We start from the raw sequence: 18,711 nt of genomic DNA on the forward strand, positions 1-18,711 counted from the left end.
GGGTGAACGGTACCCACCGCGAGCGGGTGTTCCGTTCGCGTTGAGCTTGTCGAAACGCTTATGTCCACATCTCCCAGTCACCGCCAGGCGCCTACACGCCAAAAAATTCAGCGACGTCTCGTTCACGGCGTGTTGCTGCTCGACAAGCCCTTAGGCCTGTCGAGCAACCAGGCGCTGCAAAAAGCCAAATGGCTGTTGCGGGCGGACAAAGCCGGCCATACCGGCACGCTAGACCCCTTGGCCACCGGCGTGTTGCCCCTGTGTTTTGGCGCGGCCACCAAGTTCAGCCAGCTGCAGCTTGACGCAGACAAGACTTATGAAGCCGTGTTGCTGCTGGGCCAGAAAACCAGCACCGCCGATGCCGAAGGCGACGTGATTGAAACCCGGCCGGTACCGGCCATCACGCCGGAGTTGCTGGACGAGATGACCCGGCGTTTCACCGGCCCGCTGGCGCAGATTCCGCCCATGTATTCGGCGCTGAAAAAAGACGGCAAGGCGCTCTACGAATACGCCCGCAAGGGTGAAGAAGTCGAGCGGGAAGCCCGCCACATCACGATTTACAAGCTAAATATGGCTCTGGCCCAGGACCCACGGGCGCAAGCAGCGATCAAAATAATAGTGAGCTGCAGCAAGGGCACTTACATACGCACGCTCGGTGAAGACATCGGCGAAGCCATCGGTTGCGGCGCCCACCTGGGTTCCTTGCGGCGCCTGGAAACCGGCGGTTTTGTCGCCAGTCAGTGTGTGAGCCTGGCCGCGCTGGAAGCCATGAGCGAGTCCGAGCGCGAAGCCTGTTTGTTGGCGCCGCAGTCGCTGGTCGCAGCCTATCCGTCTGTCACACTCGACGCCGATAATGCAGGACGGTTTTTAAGCGGTTTGCGCCGCCGGGGCCAGCCTGGCCAGTGGGGTGTGGATGCGCCGATGGTGCAAGTCTATGGCGACGATCCGCCCGCGTTTCTGGGCTCTGCCCATGTCACGGCCGATGAGTTGATCCCCCAGCGTTTGCTGAGCCCGATTGAAGTCAATGACATCCTGCAAGCCACTCAACGCCGCCTGGAACGTTTTGCCTTAGAGCCCCCCGACCCGGTGACCGCGTCCCTGCATGCCTGATTTTTTAGTTTTACCCGTTTCAAGTCTTCCTGAAAGCCAACCATGAGTCATAAACAAATCCGCAACATTGCCATCATCGCCCACGTCGATCATGGAAAGACCACCATGGTCGACCAGTTGCTGCGCCAATCCGGCACCTTTGCCGACCACGAAAAAGTCGTCGACACCGTGATGGACAACAACGCCATTGAAAAAGAGCGTGGCATCACCATCCTGGCCAAAAATTGCGCCGTGACCTGGGAAGGCACACACATCAACATCGTTGACACCCCGGGCCACGCCGACTTCGGCGGCGAAGTGGAACGTGCCTTGTCCATGGTGGACGGTGTGGTGCTGCTGATCGATGCGCAGGAAGGCCCCATGCCCCAGACGCGTTTTGTGACCAAGAAAGCCCTGGCCCTGGGTCTCAAGCCCATCCTGGTGGTGAACAAGGTGGACAAGCCTGGTGCGCGTCCCGACTTCGTGGTCAACGCCGCTTTCGACTTGTTCGACAAGCTCGGCGCCACCGACGAACAGCTGGACTTCCCCGTGGTTTACGCCTCCGGCATCAACGGCTGGTCCTCGCTGGAAGAAGGTCCTCCGAACGAACAGTGGGGTCCCGACATGTCAGCCCTGTTCAACACCGTGCTCAAACATGTGCCTGCGCAAAAGGGTGACCCTGCCGCACCGCTGCAGCTGCAGATTTCCGCACTTGATTTCTCGACCTTTGTGGGCCGTATCGGCGTTGGCCGTATCAGCCAGGGCACGATCCGCCCCATGATGGACGTGGTGGTCATGGAAGGCCCGGACGGCAAGGCTGTCAAAGGCCGTATCAACCAGGTCCTGACCTTCCAGGGCCTGGAGCGTGTGCAAGCCACCGAAGCCGGCCCCGGCGAAATCGTGCTGATCAACGGCCTGACCGACATCGGTATTGGCGTGACCATCACCGACCCGGTGACCCCGATGCCGCTGCCCATGCTCAAGGTCGATGAGCCGACCCTGACCATGAACTTCTGCGTCAACACCAGCCCGCTGGCTGGCCGTGAAGGCAAGTTCGTCACCAGCCGCCAGATCTGGGACCGTCTGCAAAAAGAACTGCAACACAACGTGGCGCTGCGCGTCAAGGAAACCGGCGAAGAAGGTATCTTTGAAGTCATGGGCCGCGGCGAGTTGCACCTGACCATCCTGCTGGAAAACATGCGCCGCGAAGGTTACGAGCTGGCTGTGTCCAAGCCGCGCGTGGTGATGAAAGAAGTGAACGGTGAAAAGCACGAGCCTATCGAGTTGGTGACCGCCGACATTGAAGAGCAACATCAGGGCGGCGTGATGCAAGCCCTGGGCGAGCGCAAGGGCGAACTGGTCAACATGGAGCCGGACGGTCGTGGCCGTGTGCGCCTCGAGTACCGCATCCCGGCCCGTGGCCTGATCGGTTTCACCAACGAGTTCCTGAACTTGACACGTGGTTCCGGCCTGATCTCCAACATCTTCGACAGCTACGAAGCGCACAAGGGCGACATCGGCGGCCGTAAAAACGGCGTGCTGATTTCCATGGACGCCGGTGAAATTTTCACCTACGCCCTGGGCAAGCTGGACGACCGCGGCCGTATGTTCGTCAAGGCCAACGATCCGGTATACGAAGGCATGATTGTCGGCATCCACAGCCGTGACAACGATCTGGTGGTCAACGCCACGCGTACCAAGCAGCTGACCAACTTCCGCGTGTCCGGCAAGGAAGACGCGATCAAGATCACGCCGCCTATCGAATGCACGCTGGAATACGGCGTGGAATTCATTGAGGACGACGAACTGGTCGAAATCACGCCCAAGTCCATCCGTCTGCGTAAGCGTCACCTGACTGAAAGCGAGCGCAAGCGCGCCGGCCGTTAAGATCTCGTGATCCTGAAGAGGGCCGCTGCTGCGCAGCGGCCTTTTTCACGTCCTTTTCTTATCGGCAGGTGTTTGACAGGCAGGTCGTTTCATGAAACTCACGCATTCCCGGGCGGTGGCCCTGATGGTTTTGATTACCTTGATGTGGTCCATCGCCGGTGTCGTGACCCGACAACTGGAGTCGGCGCGTAGTTTTGAAGTGACTTTCTGGCGCAGCTTTTTCACAGCGCTGTCGCTGCTGGTGATCCTGCCGCTGTTTCAGGGGCGCGAGGTTTTTTCCAGAATCCGCCACGCTGGCCGCTTTTTGTGGATCTCCGGCGTTTGCTGGAGTGTGATGTTCACCGCCTTCATGCTGGCGCTGACCATGACCACGGTGGCCAATGTGCTGGTGACCATGGCGGCCGGGCCTTTTATCACGGCGCTGGTGGCGCGGGTGTTTATCGGCCACCGCATTCCCACACGCACCTGGCTGGCGATTGCCGTTGCGGGTGTGGGCATTGCCTGGATGCATGGTTCCCAGGTCAGTCTGGACGCCGGTAGCGGCGAGCTGGCCGGCACGCTGGTGGCCCTGCTGGTGCCGCTGGCCGGTGCGGTGAACTGGACCGTGGTGCAGCGCAGCCAGGCACACGGTGAAAAAATCGACCTGGTGCCTGCGGTGTTGGTGGGCGCGGCGATTTCTTCGTTGCTGACTTTGCCGCTGGCGTTTCCGTTCAGCGCGACCGGGCGCGACCTGGGCCTGCTGGCGATGTTAGGCCTGCTGCAACTGGCGATTCCCTGTGTCTTGTCGGTGGTCTGTGCCCGCGTGCTGAAGGCGCCGGAGATGGCTTTGCTGGCCTTGCTGGAGATTATTTTTGGCATCCTGCTGGCCTGGGTAGGTGCGGGCGAGGTGCCGGCTTCCACGGTGCTGACCGGCGGCATGCTGGTGATAGGGGCGCTGGTCGCCAACGAACTGATGGGATGGAGAAACAGACTATGAACGAAACAACACATTTAAAAACAAGCGGCGATATCCTGACCGAGGTGCGCGGGCAGGTCGGTTTTATCACCCTGAACCGGCCGAAAGCGCTGAATGCCTTGTCGCTGCACATGGTGCGCGACCTTGCTGCGGCGCTGCTGGCCTGGCGCGACGACGCCGCCATCTTGGCGGTGGCGATTCGCGGCAGCAACAAACACGGCCGTCCCGGCACGCCGGAAAGCCTGTTCGGCGGTTTTTCCGCCGGCGGCGATATCCGGTTTTTCCACCAGGCGGCCCTGGCCGGCGACACGGCGCTTGACGATTTTTTCACCGAGGAATACCGCCTCAACCACCTGATCCATAACTACCCCAAACCCTACATCGCCTTCATGGACGGTGTGGTCATGGGCGGCGGCATGGGCATCAGCCAGGGGGCGAAGGTCCGCATCGTGACCGAACACAGCAAACTGGCGATGCCGGAAACCAATATCGGGCTGTTCCCCGATGTGGGCGGCGGTTATTTCCTGAGCCGTTGCCCGGGCAGCGTGGGGGAATACCTGGCGCTGACGGGTGTGGTGATCGACGGCGACGAGGCGCTGGCGTATGGCCTGGCCGACGTCAAGCTGCCGGCCGCGCGTTTGCCCGCCCTGTGGCAAGACCTGGGCGCCCAGGCTTTTGCCGGCGCGCCCGAGCTGGCGCAATGGATTGCTACCAATTTGGTAGCTGATGGCGCCCGTTTTGAAAGGGCTGGAGGCCTGTTTGACCAATATTTCTCGCTGGCACGGGTGAAACACATGGTCGACGCGCTGGAAGCCGCACCTGACGAGGCGGCGAAAAAGGTCGGCGCCTTGCTGCGCAAACGTTCACCGCTGATGCTGCATGTGACCCTGGAGCAGATCCGCCGTGCCAGGACCATGAGTCTGGCCGAGGATTTGCGCATGGAGCGCGACATCGTGCAGCACTGCTTTTACCAGCGGCCCGGCACCGCCAGTGAAACCGTGGAAGGTATACGTGCGTTGGCGGTCGACAAGGACTACACGCCGATCTGGAACCCGGCGCGGATTGAAGACGTCAAGCCGGCGATGGTGCAGGCCTTTTTTGCCAGCCCCTGGACGGCCGATACCCACCCTTTGCGCGAGTTGTAAGCGAGCCGGCTCAGAGCTGGCGGTAAACCAGCTCGGCCAGCCGCATCAACTCGTCGCGCGAAAGTGCGCCGCTCAGCGCGTAGCCAAAACCCTGGTCTACCCAGTAAAACGAAGGCACAGGCCCGTTCATGCTGTAGCGGAAAGCCGTTTCTTTCGTGTCCTTGTGGTGCGCTGCGCCGGCGGCCTGGGGCGCATCAACCGCCCCCAGGTAGAGCGTGACACGCAGGCCGGCGGTGTTCTGGAACATGAACTGCGCGCGCGCGCTGCCTTCACCCGGCAGCAGCCGGCCGCCCACCAACTCGTAGCCCTGGCTGGCCAGCACCGGCACCTTGAGCGGCCGGCCCAGGCGTTTGGACAGCCATTGCACCAAATGTTCTTGCTGCGCCGCATCGACCTCGACCGGATGCCGTACTTCGGGTGAATACACCGCGTAAGCCATCGATGCCTGGTGCACAAAGGCCTGGGCCGCAGCCGCCGGATTGGCGGTCGCCAGTTGTTGCGCCGCCGGCTGGCCCAGGCGCCCATGCGCCAGCCAACCCACGCCAAAAGCTAGCACCACCGCCGCCGCCATGCCGCCCCAGCGCCACCATTGGTCGAGTTGCTGCCGGCCCTGCTGGCCGCGTTGTGCCGCCGCCAGCAGGGTGGCCGGAATCGGCGCCTCCAGCAACGGGCGGTGCAGGGCGCGCAAGGCCTCGCGCTGGGCCTGCCAGGCTTGCAATGTTTCCTGCGCAGCCGGGTCGTTGGCCAGTTGGGCGCGGGCCTCGGCCTGCTGTTCGGCCGTCAGTTGCCCATCGACCAGTGCATTGAGCTTGTCCTGCATGAAATCGTTTGGTTTATCCATGGTGTTCCGGGCTCTATTTGAGCCGCCTGAGCTGAACCGGGGCAGCGGCCTGGACGGCTTGTGCGGCGGACGGGCTGTTCATCAATTCGTGCAGCCGGGCGCGTGCCCGTGACAGCCGCGACATCACGGTACCGATAGGCACGCCAGTGATTTTCGCCACGTCGCTGTAAGACAGGTCTTCGAGGCTGACCAGCAGCAACACCACGCGTTGTTCTTCCGGCAGGCGTAGCAGGCAACGCTGCAAGTCCAGCGACTGCGCGGTGCCGGTATCTTCCGCCACCAACTCATGCGCCACATCCTCGGCATTCACCACGGTACCGGCGCTGGCCTGGCGGACCGCGCTGCGCACCTGGTTGACAAAAATATTGTGCATCAAGGTGAACAGCCAGGCGCGCAAATCACTGCCGGCCGTCCACAAGCGCCATTTGCTGCAGGCGCGCTCCAGCGTGTCCTGCACCAGGTCGTCGGCCATCCAGGTATCGCCGGTGAGCGCCCGGGCGTAACGCCGCAGGCTGGGGATGTGATCGGTCAGCGGAAAATCAGTCATGGCGGTCGGCGCGACAGGCTCTTGGGCGCATGGCTGGTTCCCGCATGCCGCTGCTTCAGGGCTTGGCGACGTGCCAGATGTTCATGAAGTTGTCGCCGGTCTTGTCGCCGGGCTTGCTGTCCTTGGACCAGTAATACAGCGGCTTGCCTTTGACGGCCCATTGTTTTTTGCCGTCGTCACGCGTGATGACCATGTAGTCACCTGTCGCTTTGTCGGTTTCCATGGCCATCAGCGGCGGCCAGTTGGTGGCGCAAGGGCCATTGCAGACGGATTTTCCGCTGTTGGCGGTGTCACGGTCGAACACATACAAGGTCATGCCGTTGGGGCCGACCAGCGCGCCGTCGGCGACTTTGGCCGGGGTGGCGGCGTTCATGGAGGCGCAGCCGCCCAGCAGGGCAGCGGTGATCAGGGCGATGGACAAGAGTTTCATGAAAGACTCCGGGTGAAGGTTAGGCAGCAAATGTCTGCACCGGGATAAACACCGGCCAGGCCCGGTTTATTCCATCACTCGCCGAAATCGTTCAAAAAAACGCTGGATTGTTTCCAGAGGCCTAACGGCTTCGGGATTTCATCGCGCGCTCGACCTCGCGTTTGCCCTCGCGGTCCTTGATGGTGTCGCGTTTGTCGTGTTCTCCCTTGCCCTTGGCCAGGCCAACCTCGCATTTGACCTTGCCGGCTTTCCAGTGCAGGTTCAACGGCACCAGGGTGAAACCTTTTTGCTCGATTTTGCCGATCAGGCGGCGGATCTGCTCCTTGTGCATCAGCAGTTTTTTGGTGCGTACCGAGTCTGGCCGAATATGGGTGGACGCCGTCCCCAGCGGGTTGATCTGGCAGCCGATGATGAAGAGTTCGCCGTTGCGGATCACCACATAACCGTCGGTCAGCTGCACCTTGCCTTCACGCAGGGACTTGACCTCCCAGCCTTCGAGCACCATGCCGGCCTCGAAACGTTCTTCAATGTGGTAGTTGAACAGCGCTTTTTTGTTGTCGGCAATACGCACGGCTGCAGCGGCCGCTTTGGGGCTGAGGTTGCTCGGGGCCTTGTCCGCGCCTTTTCCGGAGGACGAGGCGGCGGCCGGTTTTTTGGAGGATGCTTCTTTGGTGGCCATGTATAAAAGTTAAGGGCGCCATCGGCTAATACAATTGCGCGCAGCCCATGATTGTATGAAAACCGTTCACAAGTCCGTTCTTATCTGGTACAGCGCAGCCGAAATGTTTGCCCTAGTCACCGACGTCGCCAGTTATCCGCAGTTTTTGCCCTGGTGCGACCAGGCTAAAGTGGTCGAGGAAGACGGCCACGGCATGACCGCCCAGGTCGGTATTTCGTTTGCCGGTATCCGCCAAACCTTCACCACCCGCAATACCCACGTCCAAGACCACAAGGTGTCGCTCAAACTGGTTGACGGCCCGTTTTCAAAACTGGATGGCCACTGGGACTTCACGCCGTTAGGCGATGGCAGCCAGCGTGCCTGCAAGGTCAACTTCAGCCTGCGTTACGATTTTGACAACGCCGCGCTGGCCGCGCTGGTTGGCCCGGTGTTTGACAAGATTGCCGGCAGCATGGTCGATGCCTTCGTCAAACGGGCGGGCCAGGTCTATGGCGAAACCTGAAACGCTCTTGAATATCCTGCTGGTGTATTCGTCGGCGCCGCGCCAGGTGCGCGAATGGCCGTTGGTCTTGCCGTCCGGCAGCACGGTGGCGCAGGCCCTGGAAGCCAGCGGTATCCTGGCGGAGTTTCCGGAATTGGCGTCCAGCCGGCTGGCGCTGGGCATCTGGGGACGTAAAACCAGTCTGCGGCAGGTCTTGCACGCGCAGGATCGGCTGGAAATCTACCGTGCACTGCGGGTGGACCCCAAAACCGCCAGACGCGAGCGTTTCAGCAAGCAGGGCGTGAAAAAATCAGGGCTGTTTTCCCAGAAACGGGCAGGGGCCAAGGCCGGGTACTGAAGCGGGGTGGCTTATTTACAGTCGGCGTCGACAATGCCCTGCAGACGCTGGTTTTCCACGGCACGTGTGTTGTCATCCATGAATTCGCGTTCGCCTTTGGCATTGGTCGTCGACACACGTACGCCCGACTGAAGGGTTGCCACGGCTTTTTTGGCTCGTGCGCAGTTATCCGCCTTGCCTTGGGCTGTTTTTTCGTCCTCGGCCTTTTTCTTGGCGGCTTCGTCGTCTTCGAGCTTTTTCTTTTTGGCTTCCAGCTCGGCATTTTTGCCGGAGAGCTTGGGCGCAGCCTCCTTGACGGCCGCCACAGGCACGGCAGGTGTGGCCGCGTCGGGGGATTCGCTTGACGGGGCGGCTACGCTGGCACGGCCGCGGCCACCGGGCTGCTTGAGAATGTCTTTGTCCTTGATGTCCGCGCTTGGTGGCCTATCGCTGAACACCTTGCGTCCGTCCTTGTCAATCCACTGCCATTGCGCAGCGGCGCTGAGCGCAATCGCCCAGCCTGCAAGCGTCAAAACGAGGTGTTTGGGAGTGATTTTCAGGTCCATGCTTTCCAGTGTAGCGCTGCCCGCCTGGGTGACGAAGTTCGGTGGCGGCAGCAGTGGCTTTTTTGTCACGCGCTCAGGAATCCGTCAGGGTCTCTTGGGGTGCGCGAGGGTTTGTACCGACCGGCGCGGGTACAATCGTGTTTTTGGAGCCATCCCTATGCGCCTACTCGGCAAAGCGCTCACCTTCGACGACGTATTGTTGGTGCCAGCGTTCTCCCAGGTCCTGCCCAAGGACACCCAGCTTTCCACCCAGTTCTCACGCAACATCCGTCTGAACCTGCCGCTTGTATCGGCAGCCATGGATACGGTGACGGAAGCACGTTTGGCCATTGCCATCGCCCAGGAGGGCGGCATCGGCATCGTGCACAAAAACCTCACACCGCAGGAACAGGCCGCCCATGTGGCCAAGGTCAAGCGTTATGAGTCCGGCGTGGTACGTGACCCGGTGGTGATCACCCCCGAGCACACGGTGCTGCAGATACTGGAGCTGTCCGAGCAACTGGGCATCTCCGGTTTCCCCGTCTGTGATGGCGGCAAGGTGGTCGGCATTGTGACCAGCCGCGACCTGCGCTTTGAAACCCGTTATGACGTCAAGGCGCACCAGATCATGACGCCGCGCGACAAGCTGATCACGGTCAGAGAAGGCACGTCGGCCGCCGAGGCCAAGGCCTTGCTCAATAAATACAAGTTAGAGCGCGTGCTGGTGATCAACGACGACTTCGAGTTGAAGGGCCTGATCACGGTCAAGGACATCACCAAGCAGACCAACTTTCCCAACGCCGCACGCGACAGCGCCGGTCGCCTGCGCGTAGGCGCCGCGGTGGGGGTTGGCGAGGGAACAGAAGAACGCGTCGAAGCACTGGTCAAAGCCGGTGTGGACGCCATCGTGGTGGACACGGCCCACGGCCACAGCCATGGTGTGATTGAACGTGTGCGCTGGGTCAAGAAAAACTACCCGCACATTGACGTCATCGGCGGCAACATCGCCACCGGTGCAGCAGCGCTGGCCCTGGTCGAGGCCGGTGCCGATGCGGTCAAGGTCGGCATTGGTCCCGGCAGCATCTGCACGACACGTATCGTGGCCGGCGTGGGTGTTCCCCAGATCATGGCCATCGACAGCGTGGCGACGGCTTTGCGCGGCACGGGTGTGCCCTTGATTGCCGACGGCGGCATTCGTTACAGCGGCGACATCGCCAAGGCCATCGCCGCAGGCGCGGGCACGGTGATGATGGGCGGCATGTTTGCCGGTACCGAAGAAGCGCCTGGCGAAGTGATTTTGTTCCAGGGCCGCAGCTACAAGAGTTACCGCGGCATGGGCAGCATAGGCGCCATGCAGCAGGGCAGTGCCGACCGCTACTTCCAGGAATCCAGCACCGGCAATCCGAACGCCGACAAGCTGGTGCCCGAAGGCATTGAAGGCCGCGTGCCCTACAAAGGCTCCATGGTTGCGATCATCTTCCAGATGGCCGGCGGCTTGCGCGCCAGCATGGGTTACTGCGGCTGCGCCACGATTGAAGACATGCAAAACAGGGCCGAGTTTGTCGAAATCACGGCCGCCGGCATCCGCGAAAGCCATGTCCACGACGTGCAGATCACCAAAGAAGCGCCGAACTACCGGGCAGACTGAGCTAGTTAGCCCGCCGGAGGCGTCTGCCCGCAGACGCCTTTTTTCTTTTTTTGCCTTGAAGAACCGCCCTCATGCAGCACCAGAAAATCCTCATTCTCGATTTCGGCTCCCAGGTCACTCAACTGATCGCGCGCCGTGTGCGCGACGCCCAGGTTTTTTGTGAAGTTCACCCTTGTGATGTGAGCGACGACTGGGTGCGTGACTACGCCAAAGATGGCTCGCTCAAGGGCATCATTTTGTCGGGCAGCCACGCCAGCGTCACCGAAGACAGCACCGACCGCGCGCCGCAAGCCGTGTTCGAGCTGGGCCTGCCGGTGCTGGGTATTTGTTATGGCATGCAAACCATGGCACAGCAGCTAGGCGGCAAGGTCGAGGGCGGCCATACCCGCGAATTCGGTTCTGCCGATGTGCGCGCCCGCGGCCACACCGCGCTGCTCAAAGATATCGCCGACTACACCACGGCCGAAGGCCAGGGCATGCTCGATGTCTGGATGAGCCACGGCGACAAGGTGACCGAAATGCCGCCCGGCTTCAAACTCATGGCGTCTACCGATTCTTGCCCGATTGCCGGCATGGCCGACGAAGACCGCAAGTTTTACGCCGTGCAGTTTCACCCCGAAGTCACGCACACCAAGCAAGGCGATGCCATTTTGCGGCGTTTTGTGCTCGGAATTTGCGGCACGCGCCAAGACTGGGTCATGGGCGACTACATCAGCGAAGCGGTCGAAAAAATCCGCCAGCAGGTGGGTGACGAAGAAGTCATTCTGGGCCTGTCCGGCGGTGTCGATTCGTCGGTGGCTGCGGCCCTGATTCACCGCGCCATCGGCGACCAGCTCACCTGCGTGTTCGTCGACCACGGCTTGCTGCGCCTGAACGAAGGCGACATGGTGATGGACATGTTTGTCGGCAAGTTACACGCCAAGGTGATTCGTGTCGATGCCGCAGGTCAGTTCCTCGGTCACCTCGCCGGTGTCAGCGAACCCGAAGCCAAACGCAAAATCATTGGCCGCGAATTTGTCGAAGTTTTCAAGTCCGAAGCTGCCAAGCTGAAGGCCGCCAATGCCTCCTCCAAGGGTGCCAAGTGGCTGGCCCAGGGCACGATTTACCCCGATGTGATCGAGTCCGGCGGCGGCAAAAACAAAAAAGCTGTCACCATCAAAAGCCACCACAACGTGGGTGGCTTGCCTGAACAGTTAGGCCTGAAACTGCTGGAGCCGCTGCGCGAACTGTTCAAGGACGAAGTCCGTGAACTCGGCGTGGCGCTCGGCCTGCCGCACGACATGGTGTATCGCCATCCCTTCCCCGGCCCGGGCCTGGGCGTGCGGATTCTGGGCGAAGTCAAAAAAGAATACGCCGATCTGCTGCGCCGCGCTGATGCCATCTTCATCGAAGAGCTGCGCAACTTCAAGGACGCGGAGACCGGCAAGACCTGGTACGAACTGACCAGCCAGGCTTTCACGGTGTTTTTGCCGGTGAAAAGTGTGGGTGTGATGGGCGATGGACGCACCTATGACTACGTGGTGGCATTGCGCGCGGTGCAAACCAGCGACTTCATGACCGCCGACTGGGCCGAGCTGCCCTACGCGCTGCTCAAAAAAGTGTCGGGTCGTATCATCAACGAAGTGCGCGGCATCAACCGCGTGACCTACGACGTCAGCAGCAAGCCCCCAGCCACGATTGAGTGGGAATAAGACGCGAAGCGAGGGGCGAGGGCCCCGCTTAGCGGGATCGACCAGCGCAGCGGCTGGCGAGTCAATGGCCCTCGATGGGCCATTGACGAGTGCGCGAGAAGCGAGAAAGCATGACCCATGCCCCAACAGCCCTCCCCACCAGGCGCCCGACCCGCGGACAGCCTGTTCTTCGCGATTTTCCCGGACGCCGCCGCGGCTGAACGGATCGCCCAGCTCGCGCAGCAACTGCGCGGCGAACAGGGCTTGCATGGCAAGCCCCTCAAAACAGAACGCTTCCACGTCACCTTGCATCACCTCGGCCATCACGCCGGATGGCCGCAAGAGCTTGTAACCCTGGCGGGTCAGGCGGCTGCAGCCGTGGTGCTGCCGCCGTTTGAAATTACCTTTGACCGCGCCAGCAGCTTTACCAGCGCGACGCGCCACCGTCCCCTGGTGTTGCGCGGCGGCGAGGGACTTTTGGCCTTGACCGCCTTCCAGCAGGCGCTGGGTGTGGCGATGGGCGAGGTTGGCCTGCAGCGCTGGGCCAAACCGGGCTACACGCCGCACGCCACCTTGCTGTACGACGACCGCAGTGTCGCCGAGCAGGTCGTGGAAACCATCGCCTGGACGGCGCATGAGTTTGTCCTGGTGCACAGCCAGCTCGGGGAGGGCCGGTATACGCCGTTGGGCCGTTGGCCGCTGCGCGAATAGTCGCTGGCCCAAGGTTTTTGGTAAAAAATGCCTCTAGCCCAGATACTGTGTGCGCAAGCAGCTATTAATAAGTGAGCAAATGAAGAGTGCTGTGGGTGCAGCAGCGCGATTGCCCGTGTGGCCGCCAGCGTATGGCGCGGTGCAGAATCGCGGCAGGGTTTGCCGCCAGGCGGCCGTTGCGGCTGGCTAAACCCGGCTGAATGTCCGGTGGTTTTTGGCCTATGCTCTAGGCCATGTACCAGCCACCCCAGTTCAAGGGCGATCGCGCGCAGGCTGCGGCGCTGATGGAAAACTACCCCTTTGCCAGCCTGATCAGCGTGGACGATACGGGCTTGCCCTTTGTCAGCCACCTGCCGTTGCACCTGGAGCAGCGGGGCGACGAGTTCGTGCTGCTCGGCCACTGTGCCAAACCCAACCCGCACTGGCGCTATTTGCAGGCGCGCCCACAGGCGGTGGCGACTTTTCTCGGTCCCCATGCCTACTTGTCGCCCAAGGTTTATCCCGACCTGGCACGTGTGCCGACCTGGAACTACCTGGCCGTGCATTGCACAGTGCAAGCCACACTGATTGAAGACCCGGCGGGCAAGGACAATTTGCTGAAAAAACTGATAGGCGACCACGAGCCGCCTTATGCCGAGCAGTGGCGCGGCCTGGGCGAGGAGTTTGCGCACAAAATGCTGGCCGGCATTGTGGCGTTCGAGCTGCGCGTCACCGATTGGCAATGCAAGATCAAGGTGAATCAGCACCGGCCCGAGGCTCATACGGCGATGAAAGCCATGTATGCCGCGGGCAATGAAAACGAACAGGCGCTGGCCGCCTGGATGGACAAGCTGGGACTGAACCCGGTCGTCCCACCTGCCAGGGAGGCTTGAGATGCGTGCCGTGTTCAGCATCCTGAGCCTGTTGGTTGTGGTCGCCGTGATCGGCGTATTGGCCAAAAAACAGCTGTCCCCAACGCCCGTGAAACCGTCTGCTGCCGACGGTGCCGTGAGTCTGCCGGTGACCACGCCGGGTGCGACGCCGCAGCAGCAAAGCCAGCAGATTCAGCAGCAGGTTCGCCAGACGCTGGAAAACGCCATGCAGCAGGCGCGCCCCATGCCGGAAGACAAACCTTAAGCCATTTATGGTCAGACTTATGTGTCAAATCGGCCTCCAGCCCAATAACAACAAGCGCAAGCAGCTATTAAAACAGAAGCGCCATGACTGATATCGACTTCATGCAACTGGCGCTGGCCCAAGCCCGGCAGGCCGCCGCCGCCGGTGAAGTCCCGGTCGGGGCCGTGCTGGTGTATCGCGGCGAGGTGATTGCCAGCGGCCGCAACGCGCCTATCGACGGGAAAGATCCCACCGCCCATGCCGAGATGCTGGCCTTGCGTCTGGCCGCCCAGGCTTTGGACAATTACCGGCTCGACGAGTGTGAGTTGTTTGTCACGCTGGAGCCCTGCGCCATGTGTTCCGGCGCCATGTTGCACGCCCGGTTGAAACGGGTGGTGTTTGGCGCCGCCGACCCCAAAACCGGCGCGGCCGGCTCGGTCGTCAACCTGTTTGCCAACAAGCAACTGAACCACCAGACGCAGTGGCAGGGCGGGGTGCTGGCCGAGGAATGCGGCGCCTTGCTGCAGGATTTTTTCAAGCAACGGCGTGCCGATCAGCGCGAAGCCACGCGACTCAGCCACCCCTTGCGCGACGACGCCTTGCGCACGCCTGACCAGGCTTTTGCCGGCTTACCGGGTTACCCGTGGATGCCGAATTACATCAGCGACTTGCCCTCGCTGGCCGGGCTTCGCATGCATTATCTGGACGAAGCTGCAGACGAGGATGTGACCTATCTGTGCCTGCACGGCAACCCGGCCTGGACTTATCTCTACCGCAAGATGATTCCGGTTTTCCTGCAAGCCGGGCACCGGGTCGTGGCGCCCGACCTGATTGGTTTTGGCAAAAGCGACAAACCTAAAAAAGACAGTTTTCACCAGTTCAACGGCCACCGGCAAAACCTGCTGGAACTTGTGGAGCGGCTGGATCTGCGCAACATCGTACTGGTGGTGCAGGACTGGGGCGGCCTGCTGGGCCTGACCCTGCCCATGGCCGCACCTGGGCGCTACAAAGGTCTGCTGGTCATGAACACCACCCTGGCCACCGGCGAGCAGCCCTTGTCGCCAGGTTTTGTCGCCTGGCGCGAGATGTGCGCGAAAAATCCGGAGTTTGATGTGGCGCGGCTGTTTGCCCGCGGCAACCCGCAGATGAGCGCCGAAGAATGCGCCGCCTACATGGCGCCGTTCCCGGACAAAGGCCATCGCGCCGCCTTGCGGGCTTTTCCGCCCCTGGTGCCGGCGTTTGTTGATTCGCCGGGGGCCGACACCTCGCGCCAGGCACGCGACTTCTGGCGCGAGCGCTGGTCCGGCCAGACCCTGATGGCCGTGGGTGCGCAAGACCCGGTGCTGGGTTTGCCGGTGATGCGCCAGTTGCAGCAAGGCATCAAGGGCTGCCCCGAGCCCCTGGTGCTGGACCAGGCCGGACATTTTGTGCAGGAGCACGGCGAATTGATCGCGCGCCAGGCGGTGAGTTTCTTCCGCTGAAGCCGAGTCTCGGGAAACCAGCCGGGCAGGAGTTGGCCCGGTCGGCCACAAAAGCCGCGGCAATGGGATACTCCCATCCGTGAAAAAACATATCTACATTTATTCGCCTTCCAGCGCCGTGCGCGACAAAGCCGCTTTTAAACGCGGTGTGAAACGCCTCAAGGCCCTGGGCCACGACGTGGAAATTGACGAGGCCGCATTAAGCAGCCACCAGCGTTTTGCCGGCGACGACGACACCCGCCTGGCCGCCATCGCCCGGGCCGCCGCCAGTGGCGCCGACGTGGCGCTGATCTCGCGCGGTGGTTACGGCCTGACCCGCATCCTGCCCGGCATCAACTACAAGGCCGTGGCCAAGGCCGTGGACAAGGGCACACGTTTTGTGGGCCTGAGTGACTTCACCGCCTTGCAGACAGCGCTGCTGGCCAAAACCGGCGCGGTGAGCTGGGCTGGCCCGGCCCTAGGCGAAGACTTTGGCACCGAAGGCGAGCCCGACGACATCATGGAAGCCTGTTTTGACGACCTGATCAGCGGGCAGGGCGAAGGCACGGGCTGGCGCCTGCCCAAACCTTCCGCCAAGTCAGGTGTTGTCAGCGCCATACCGGAACGGGCCAATGGCGTTTTCAGCATCAAGGACGCGGTGTTGTGGGGCGGCAACCTGGCGGTTTTGTCCTCGCTGGTCGGCACGCCTTATTTTCCGGCCATCAAAGGCGGCATCTTGTTCCTGGAAGAGGTGCATGAACACCCCTACCGGCTGGAGCGCATGTTGACCCAGCTCTTGCATGCCGGCGTGCTGGCGCAGCAAAAAGCCGTGGTCCTGGGCCAGTTCACCAACTACAAGCTGGTGCCGCACGACAAGGGCTTCAAGCTGGCGTCGGTGGTGGAATGGCTGCAGCGCCAGATCAAGGCGCCGGTACTCACCGGTTTGCCTTTTGGCCATGTGGCGACCAAGGTGGTGTTGCCGGTGGGCGCCAAAGTGACCTTGGCTGTCGAGGACCGGGATGCCTTTTTGCTCTGGGGCCACACACACTGAGCGTGTAGCAAGCCGCTGTCGCCAGGGGCCAACGTGGCCCTGGCTCGCCAGCGTGTGACCTGTCTTAGTTGGTCAGGGAGCTGCGCCGTGAGCCCAGGCTACCGGGCAGCAGGCCGTCAAACATCTTGGTGATGCCGCTGACTTTCTGGCGGGCAATGGTTTCGCCCTGCATGGCCGACAAAACCGCCATCACATCGCCCCGGGCATACCAGAGGCCTTGGACGTCCTGCGCATAACGCACACGCAAGGCAATTTTGGGATAGTGTTTTTCGCCAAACTCACCCAACTCGCTGAGCATCAGCTGCCGAATACCTTCGGTGCGATTTGCCACAACGGCGGGAGCAACTTCGCCACCCATCAGCAAGCCGAGCAAACTGCTTTTTAAATGAGGCTTGATCCAACGCATAGGGCTAAAGACTTTCAAATGAACGGTCACAAGAAACCACGTGTTCTGGTAGATTAATGCTCGGAAGGTACGGATGCAAGATGTTTCTTGCACCCGGGTCCACGTAAAACAACAAACAAATCAACATGTTAGTAACTAGATGTCATGTTGATTCTCGGCTTAGGCCAAGACCAATACTTTCGATTTAATGGTGTTTCCTGGCCTCTAGTCTAAAAACCAAGCATGTCAGTCTTGTGAACTATTTACATCTGACAGCCCTACAACTCTCATCCAACTTCCAGTGAGCTTTTTATGACTACCTACCCTTCGCACTACATCAACGGCCAGTGGGTCGCGGCGCAATCGGCTGAAACCTTGCCGGTGCACGACTCCAGCACGGAAGAAATCATGGCCACGGTGCCGGCCGGCACTGCGCAAGAAGCCGAACGCGCTGTGCTGGCGGCCCGTGCCGCGTTTGAGGGCTGGTCCAGCTTGCCAGTGGAAACACGTGCGGCTTACCTGGACAAGATCGCGGCCGGCCTGAAGGCGCGGACCGACGAAATGGCGCTGGCCATCGCCCGCGAAGTTGGCATGCCGCTGAAGATGGCGCGTATGGTGCAGGTGGGCGGGCCGACCTGGCACTGGGGCAACTATGCCAAGGTGGCGCGTAACTTCGAGTGGGAGAAAAAAGTCGGCAACTCGCTGGTGGTGCGCGAAGCGATTGGTGTGGTCGGCTGCATCACGCCCTGGAATTTCCCGCTCAGCCAGATCACCCTGAAAATCGCGCCAGCTCTGGCCGCAGGCTGCACCGTGGTGCTCAAACCCAGTGAAATCGCCCCGGTCAACGCCATGATCCTGGCTGAAATCATCCACGAAGCGGGTTTGCCGCCTGGCGTGTTCAATCTGGTCAATGGCATGGGCCCTGTGGTCGGCGAAGTGTTGGCCACACACCCGGAAGTGGACATGGTCAGTTTCACCGGCTCAACCCGCGCCGGCAAACGGGTCAGCGAGCTGGCCAGCCAGTCGGTCAAACGTGTGGCGCTGGAGCTGGGCGGCAAATCGGCCAGCGTGATCCTGGACGACGCCGACTTTGAAGCCGCGGTCAAGGGCACGATCTCGGCCTGCATGCTCAACAGCGGCCAGACCTGCTCGGCCCACACCCGCATGTTGGTGCCGGCCAGTCGTTATGAGGAGGTGAAAGCGTTGGCCAAAACCGCGATTGCCAAGTTCAGCGTCGGCCCCAGCCTGGAAGAAAGCAGCCGGCTGGGCCCGCTGGTCAGCGCCAACCAGCGCGACCGCGTGTTGGGTTTTATCCGCACCGGCATAGCCGAAGGCGCGGACGTGATTGCCGGTGGTGCCGAGGCCCCGCCCATCGCCAAAGGTTATTTTGTGCAACCAACCATCCTGGGCATCAAACCCACGGACACGCTGGCACAGGAAGAAATTTTCGGCCCGGTGCTGGTCGTCATTCCCTACCAGGATGAAGAAGAAGCGGTGGCCATTGCCAACAGCACCATTTACGGTCTGGGTGGCGGCGTCTGGAGCGGCAGCGACGAACACGCGATGAAAGTGGCGCGCCGCATCCGCACCGGACAGGTCGACATCAATGGTGGTCCTTTCAATGCCCAGGCGCCGTTTGGCGGCTACAAACAATCGGGCAATGGCCGCGAAGCCGGTGTCTACGGTTTTGAGGAATTCCTGGAGTTCAAGTCGCTGCAGCTCAAACCCGTCGCGGCCTGATTCCGGCGACCGGTT

At 61.4% G+C, this 18,711-nt stretch carries 20 protein-coding genes; 14 read left to right on the forward strand and 6 right to left on the reverse strand.

The window, feature by feature from the left end:
* The first annotated feature begins 60 nt into the window (after positions 1-60).
* The 4 genes from truB (at position 61) to R6254_RS17715 (ending at position 5,076) form a co-directional block, all read left to right on the forward strand.
* On the forward strand, positions 61-1,110 hold the full coding sequence (truB, locus tag R6254_RS17700; RefSeq protein WP_318408764.1) for a tRNA pseudouridine(55) synthase TruB: 1,050 nt from the start codon (positions 61-63) through the stop codon (positions 1,108-1,110).
* 42 nt (positions 1,111-1,152) lie between these two features.
* Positions 1,153-2,976, forward strand: a complete 1,824-nt coding sequence (typA, locus tag R6254_RS17705; protein WP_318408766.1) for a translational GTPase TypA — start codon at positions 1,153-1,155, stop codon at positions 2,974-2,976.
* Between the two features lie 91 nt (positions 2,977-3,067).
* Positions 3,068-3,952 (forward strand): DMT family transporter, encoded by an 885-nt coding sequence (locus R6254_RS17710; protein WP_318408767.1) that lies wholly within the window; start codon positions 3,068-3,070, stop codon positions 3,950-3,952.
* Positions 3,949-5,076, forward strand: coding sequence for an enoyl-CoA hydratase/isomerase family protein (locus R6254_RS17715; protein WP_318408769.1), 1,128 nt, complete (start codon positions 3,949-3,951; stop codon positions 5,074-5,076). The genes R6254_RS17710 and R6254_RS17715 overlap by 4 nt, the downstream gene beginning before the upstream one ends.
* Before the next feature lie 10 nt (positions 5,077-5,086).
* Here the strand turns inward: R6254_RS17715 and R6254_RS17720 are convergent, their stop codons facing one another.
* The 4 genes from R6254_RS17720 to smpB form a co-directional block, all read right to left on the reverse strand.
* Entirely contained in the window at positions 5,087-5,917 is an 831-nt protein-coding gene (locus tag R6254_RS17720; protein ID WP_318408771.1) for an anti-sigma factor family protein, read from the reverse strand.
* 13 nt (positions 5,918-5,930) lie between these two features.
* Positions 5,931-6,464, reverse strand: coding sequence for an RNA polymerase sigma factor (locus R6254_RS17725; RefSeq protein WP_318408773.1), 534 nt, complete (start codon positions 6,462-6,464; stop codon positions 5,931-5,933).
* Positions 6,465-6,519: 55 nt separating this feature from the next.
* Positions 6,520-6,894, reverse strand: a complete 375-nt coding sequence (locus R6254_RS17730; protein ID WP_318408775.1) for a COG4315 family predicted lipoprotein — start codon at positions 6,892-6,894, stop codon at positions 6,520-6,522.
* Between the two features lie 121 nt (positions 6,895-7,015).
* A complete protein-coding gene (gene smpB, locus R6254_RS17735; RefSeq protein ID WP_318408777.1) occupies positions 7,016-7,573 on the reverse strand; it encodes an SsrA-binding protein SmpB in 558 nt (185 codons plus the stop codon).
* Between the two features lie 55 nt (positions 7,574-7,628).
* Here smpB and R6254_RS17740 point away from each other — a divergent pair, with 55 nt between their 5' ends.
* On the forward strand, positions 7,629-8,075 hold the full coding sequence (locus R6254_RS17740) for a type II toxin-antitoxin system RatA family toxin (RefSeq protein ID WP_318408779.1): 447 nt from the start codon (positions 7,629-7,631) through the stop codon (positions 8,073-8,075).
* Entirely contained in the window at positions 8,062-8,412 is a 351-nt protein-coding gene (locus R6254_RS17745) for an RnfH family protein (protein ID WP_318408781.1), read from the forward strand. Before R6254_RS17740 ends, R6254_RS17745 begins: the two co-directional genes overlap by 14 nt.
* An 11-nt stretch (positions 8,413-8,423) precedes the next feature.
* Here the strand turns inward: R6254_RS17745 and R6254_RS17750 are convergent, their stop codons facing one another.
* Entirely contained in the window at positions 8,424-9,026 is a 603-nt protein-coding gene (locus R6254_RS17750) for a DUF4124 domain-containing protein (RefSeq protein WP_318408782.1), read from the reverse strand.
* 88 nt (positions 9,027-9,114) lie between these two features.
* Between R6254_RS17750 and guaB the strand changes: the two genes are divergently transcribed.
* The 7 genes from guaB to R6254_RS17785 all read left to right on the forward strand — a co-directional run bounded on the left by guaB (position 9,115) and on the right by R6254_RS17785 (position 16,571).
* Positions 9,115-10,584 carry an IMP dehydrogenase gene (gene guaB / locus R6254_RS17755; RefSeq protein WP_318408783.1) on the forward strand — a complete coding sequence of 490 codons (1,470 nt, stop codon included), beginning with the start codon at positions 9,115-9,117 and terminating at the stop codon, positions 10,582-10,584.
* A gap of 71 nt (positions 10,585-10,655) precedes the next feature.
* Positions 10,656-12,275, forward strand: a complete 1,620-nt coding sequence (gene guaA, locus R6254_RS17760) for a glutamine-hydrolyzing GMP synthase (RefSeq protein WP_318408785.1) — start codon at positions 10,656-10,658, stop codon at positions 12,273-12,275.
* Between the two features lie 117 nt (positions 12,276-12,392).
* Positions 12,393-12,965 carry a 2'-5' RNA ligase family protein gene (locus tag R6254_RS17765; RefSeq protein ID WP_318408787.1) on the forward strand — a complete coding sequence of 191 codons (573 nt, stop codon included), beginning with the start codon at positions 12,393-12,395 and terminating at the stop codon, positions 12,963-12,965.
* 233 nt (positions 12,966-13,198) lie between these two features.
* Positions 13,199-13,837 carry an FMN-binding negative transcriptional regulator gene (locus R6254_RS17770; RefSeq protein WP_318408788.1) on the forward strand — a complete coding sequence of 213 codons (639 nt, stop codon included), beginning with the start codon at positions 13,199-13,201 and terminating at the stop codon, positions 13,835-13,837.
* A 1-nt stretch (position 13,838) separates the two neighbouring features.
* On the forward strand, positions 13,839-14,081 hold the full coding sequence (locus R6254_RS17775; protein WP_318408789.1) for a hypothetical protein: 243 nt from the start codon (positions 13,839-13,841) through the stop codon (positions 14,079-14,081).
* 83 nt (positions 14,082-14,164) lie between these two features.
* The gene (gene tadA / locus R6254_RS17780) at positions 14,165-15,541 is read left to right on the forward strand and encodes a tRNA adenosine(34) deaminase TadA (RefSeq protein ID WP_318408791.1); all 1,377 of its coding nucleotides are present in this window, start codon (positions 14,165-14,167) and stop codon (positions 15,539-15,541) included.
* 79 nt (positions 15,542-15,620) lie between these two features.
* On the forward strand, positions 15,621-16,571 hold the full coding sequence (locus R6254_RS17785; RefSeq protein ID WP_318408792.1) for an LD-carboxypeptidase: 951 nt from the start codon (positions 15,621-15,623) through the stop codon (positions 16,569-16,571).
* Positions 16,572-16,635: 64 nt separating this feature from the next.
* Here R6254_RS17785 and R6254_RS17790 read toward each other — a convergent pair whose 3' ends face one another.
* Positions 16,636-16,902 carry a hypothetical protein gene (locus tag R6254_RS17790; RefSeq protein ID WP_318408794.1) on the reverse strand — a complete coding sequence of 89 codons (267 nt, stop codon included), beginning with the start codon at positions 16,900-16,902 and terminating at the stop codon, positions 16,636-16,638.
* 366 nt (positions 16,903-17,268) lie between these two features.
* On the opposite strand from R6254_RS17790, the gene R6254_RS17795 reads away from it, so the two are divergent.
* On the forward strand, positions 17,269-18,696 hold the full coding sequence (locus R6254_RS17795) for an aldehyde dehydrogenase family protein (RefSeq protein ID WP_318408795.1): 1,428 nt from the start codon (positions 17,269-17,271) through the stop codon (positions 18,694-18,696).
* Positions 18,697-18,711 lie beyond the last annotated feature (15 nt).

The organism is Polaromonas potterensis, from assembly GCF_033446725.1.
In the GTDB taxonomy this organism is placed as follows: domain Bacteria; phylum Pseudomonadota; class Gammaproteobacteria; order Burkholderiales; family Burkholderiaceae_C; genus Polaromonas.

Bases quoted from the DNA above. Each gene is read 5' to 3' on its own strand.
- truB (WP_318408764.1), top strand. From the start codon at position 61: ATGTCCACATCTCCCAGTCACCGCCAGGCGCCTACACGCCAAAAAATT.
- typA (WP_318408766.1), top strand. From the start codon at position 1,153: ATGAGTCATAAACAAATCCGCAACATTGCCATCATCGCCCACGTCGAT.
- R6254_RS17710 (WP_318408767.1), top strand. From the start codon at position 3,068: ATGAAACTCACGCATTCCCGGGCGGTGGCCCTGATGGTTTTGATTACC.
- R6254_RS17715 (WP_318408769.1), top strand. From the start codon at position 3,949: ATGAACGAAACAACACATTTAAAAACAAGCGGCGATATCCTGACCGAG.
- R6254_RS17720 (WP_318408771.1), bottom strand. From the start codon at position 5,917: ATGGATAAACCAAACGATTTCATGCAGGACAAGCTCAATGCACTGGTC.
- R6254_RS17725 (WP_318408773.1), bottom strand. From the start codon at position 6,464: ATGACTGATTTTCCGCTGACCGATCACATCCCCAGCCTGCGGCGTTAC.
- R6254_RS17730 (WP_318408775.1), bottom strand. From the start codon at position 6,894: ATGAAACTCTTGTCCATCGCCCTGATCACCGCTGCCCTGCTGGGCGGC.
- smpB (WP_318408777.1), bottom strand. From the start codon at position 7,573: ATGGCCACCAAAGAAGCATCCTCCAAAAAACCGGCCGCCGCCTCGTCC.
- R6254_RS17740 (WP_318408779.1), top strand. From the start codon at position 7,629: ATGAAAACCGTTCACAAGTCCGTTCTTATCTGGTACAGCGCAGCCGAA.
- R6254_RS17745 (WP_318408781.1), top strand. From the start codon at position 8,062: ATGGCGAAACCTGAAACGCTCTTGAATATCCTGCTGGTGTATTCGTCG.
- guaB (WP_318408783.1), top strand. From the start codon at position 9,115: ATGCGCCTACTCGGCAAAGCGCTCACCTTCGACGACGTATTGTTGGTG.
- guaA (WP_318408785.1), top strand. From the start codon at position 10,656: ATGCAGCACCAGAAAATCCTCATTCTCGATTTCGGCTCCCAGGTCACT.
- R6254_RS17765 (WP_318408787.1), top strand. From the start codon at position 12,393: ATGCCCCAACAGCCCTCCCCACCAGGCGCCCGACCCGCGGACAGCCTG.
- R6254_RS17770 (WP_318408788.1), top strand. From the start codon at position 13,199: ATGTACCAGCCACCCCAGTTCAAGGGCGATCGCGCGCAGGCTGCGGCG.
- R6254_RS17775 (WP_318408789.1), top strand. From the start codon at position 13,839: ATGCGTGCCGTGTTCAGCATCCTGAGCCTGTTGGTTGTGGTCGCCGTG.
- tadA (WP_318408791.1), top strand. From the start codon at position 14,165: ATGACTGATATCGACTTCATGCAACTGGCGCTGGCCCAAGCCCGGCAG.
- R6254_RS17795 (WP_318408795.1), top strand. From the start codon at position 17,269: ATGACTACCTACCCTTCGCACTACATCAACGGCCAGTGGGTCGCGGCG.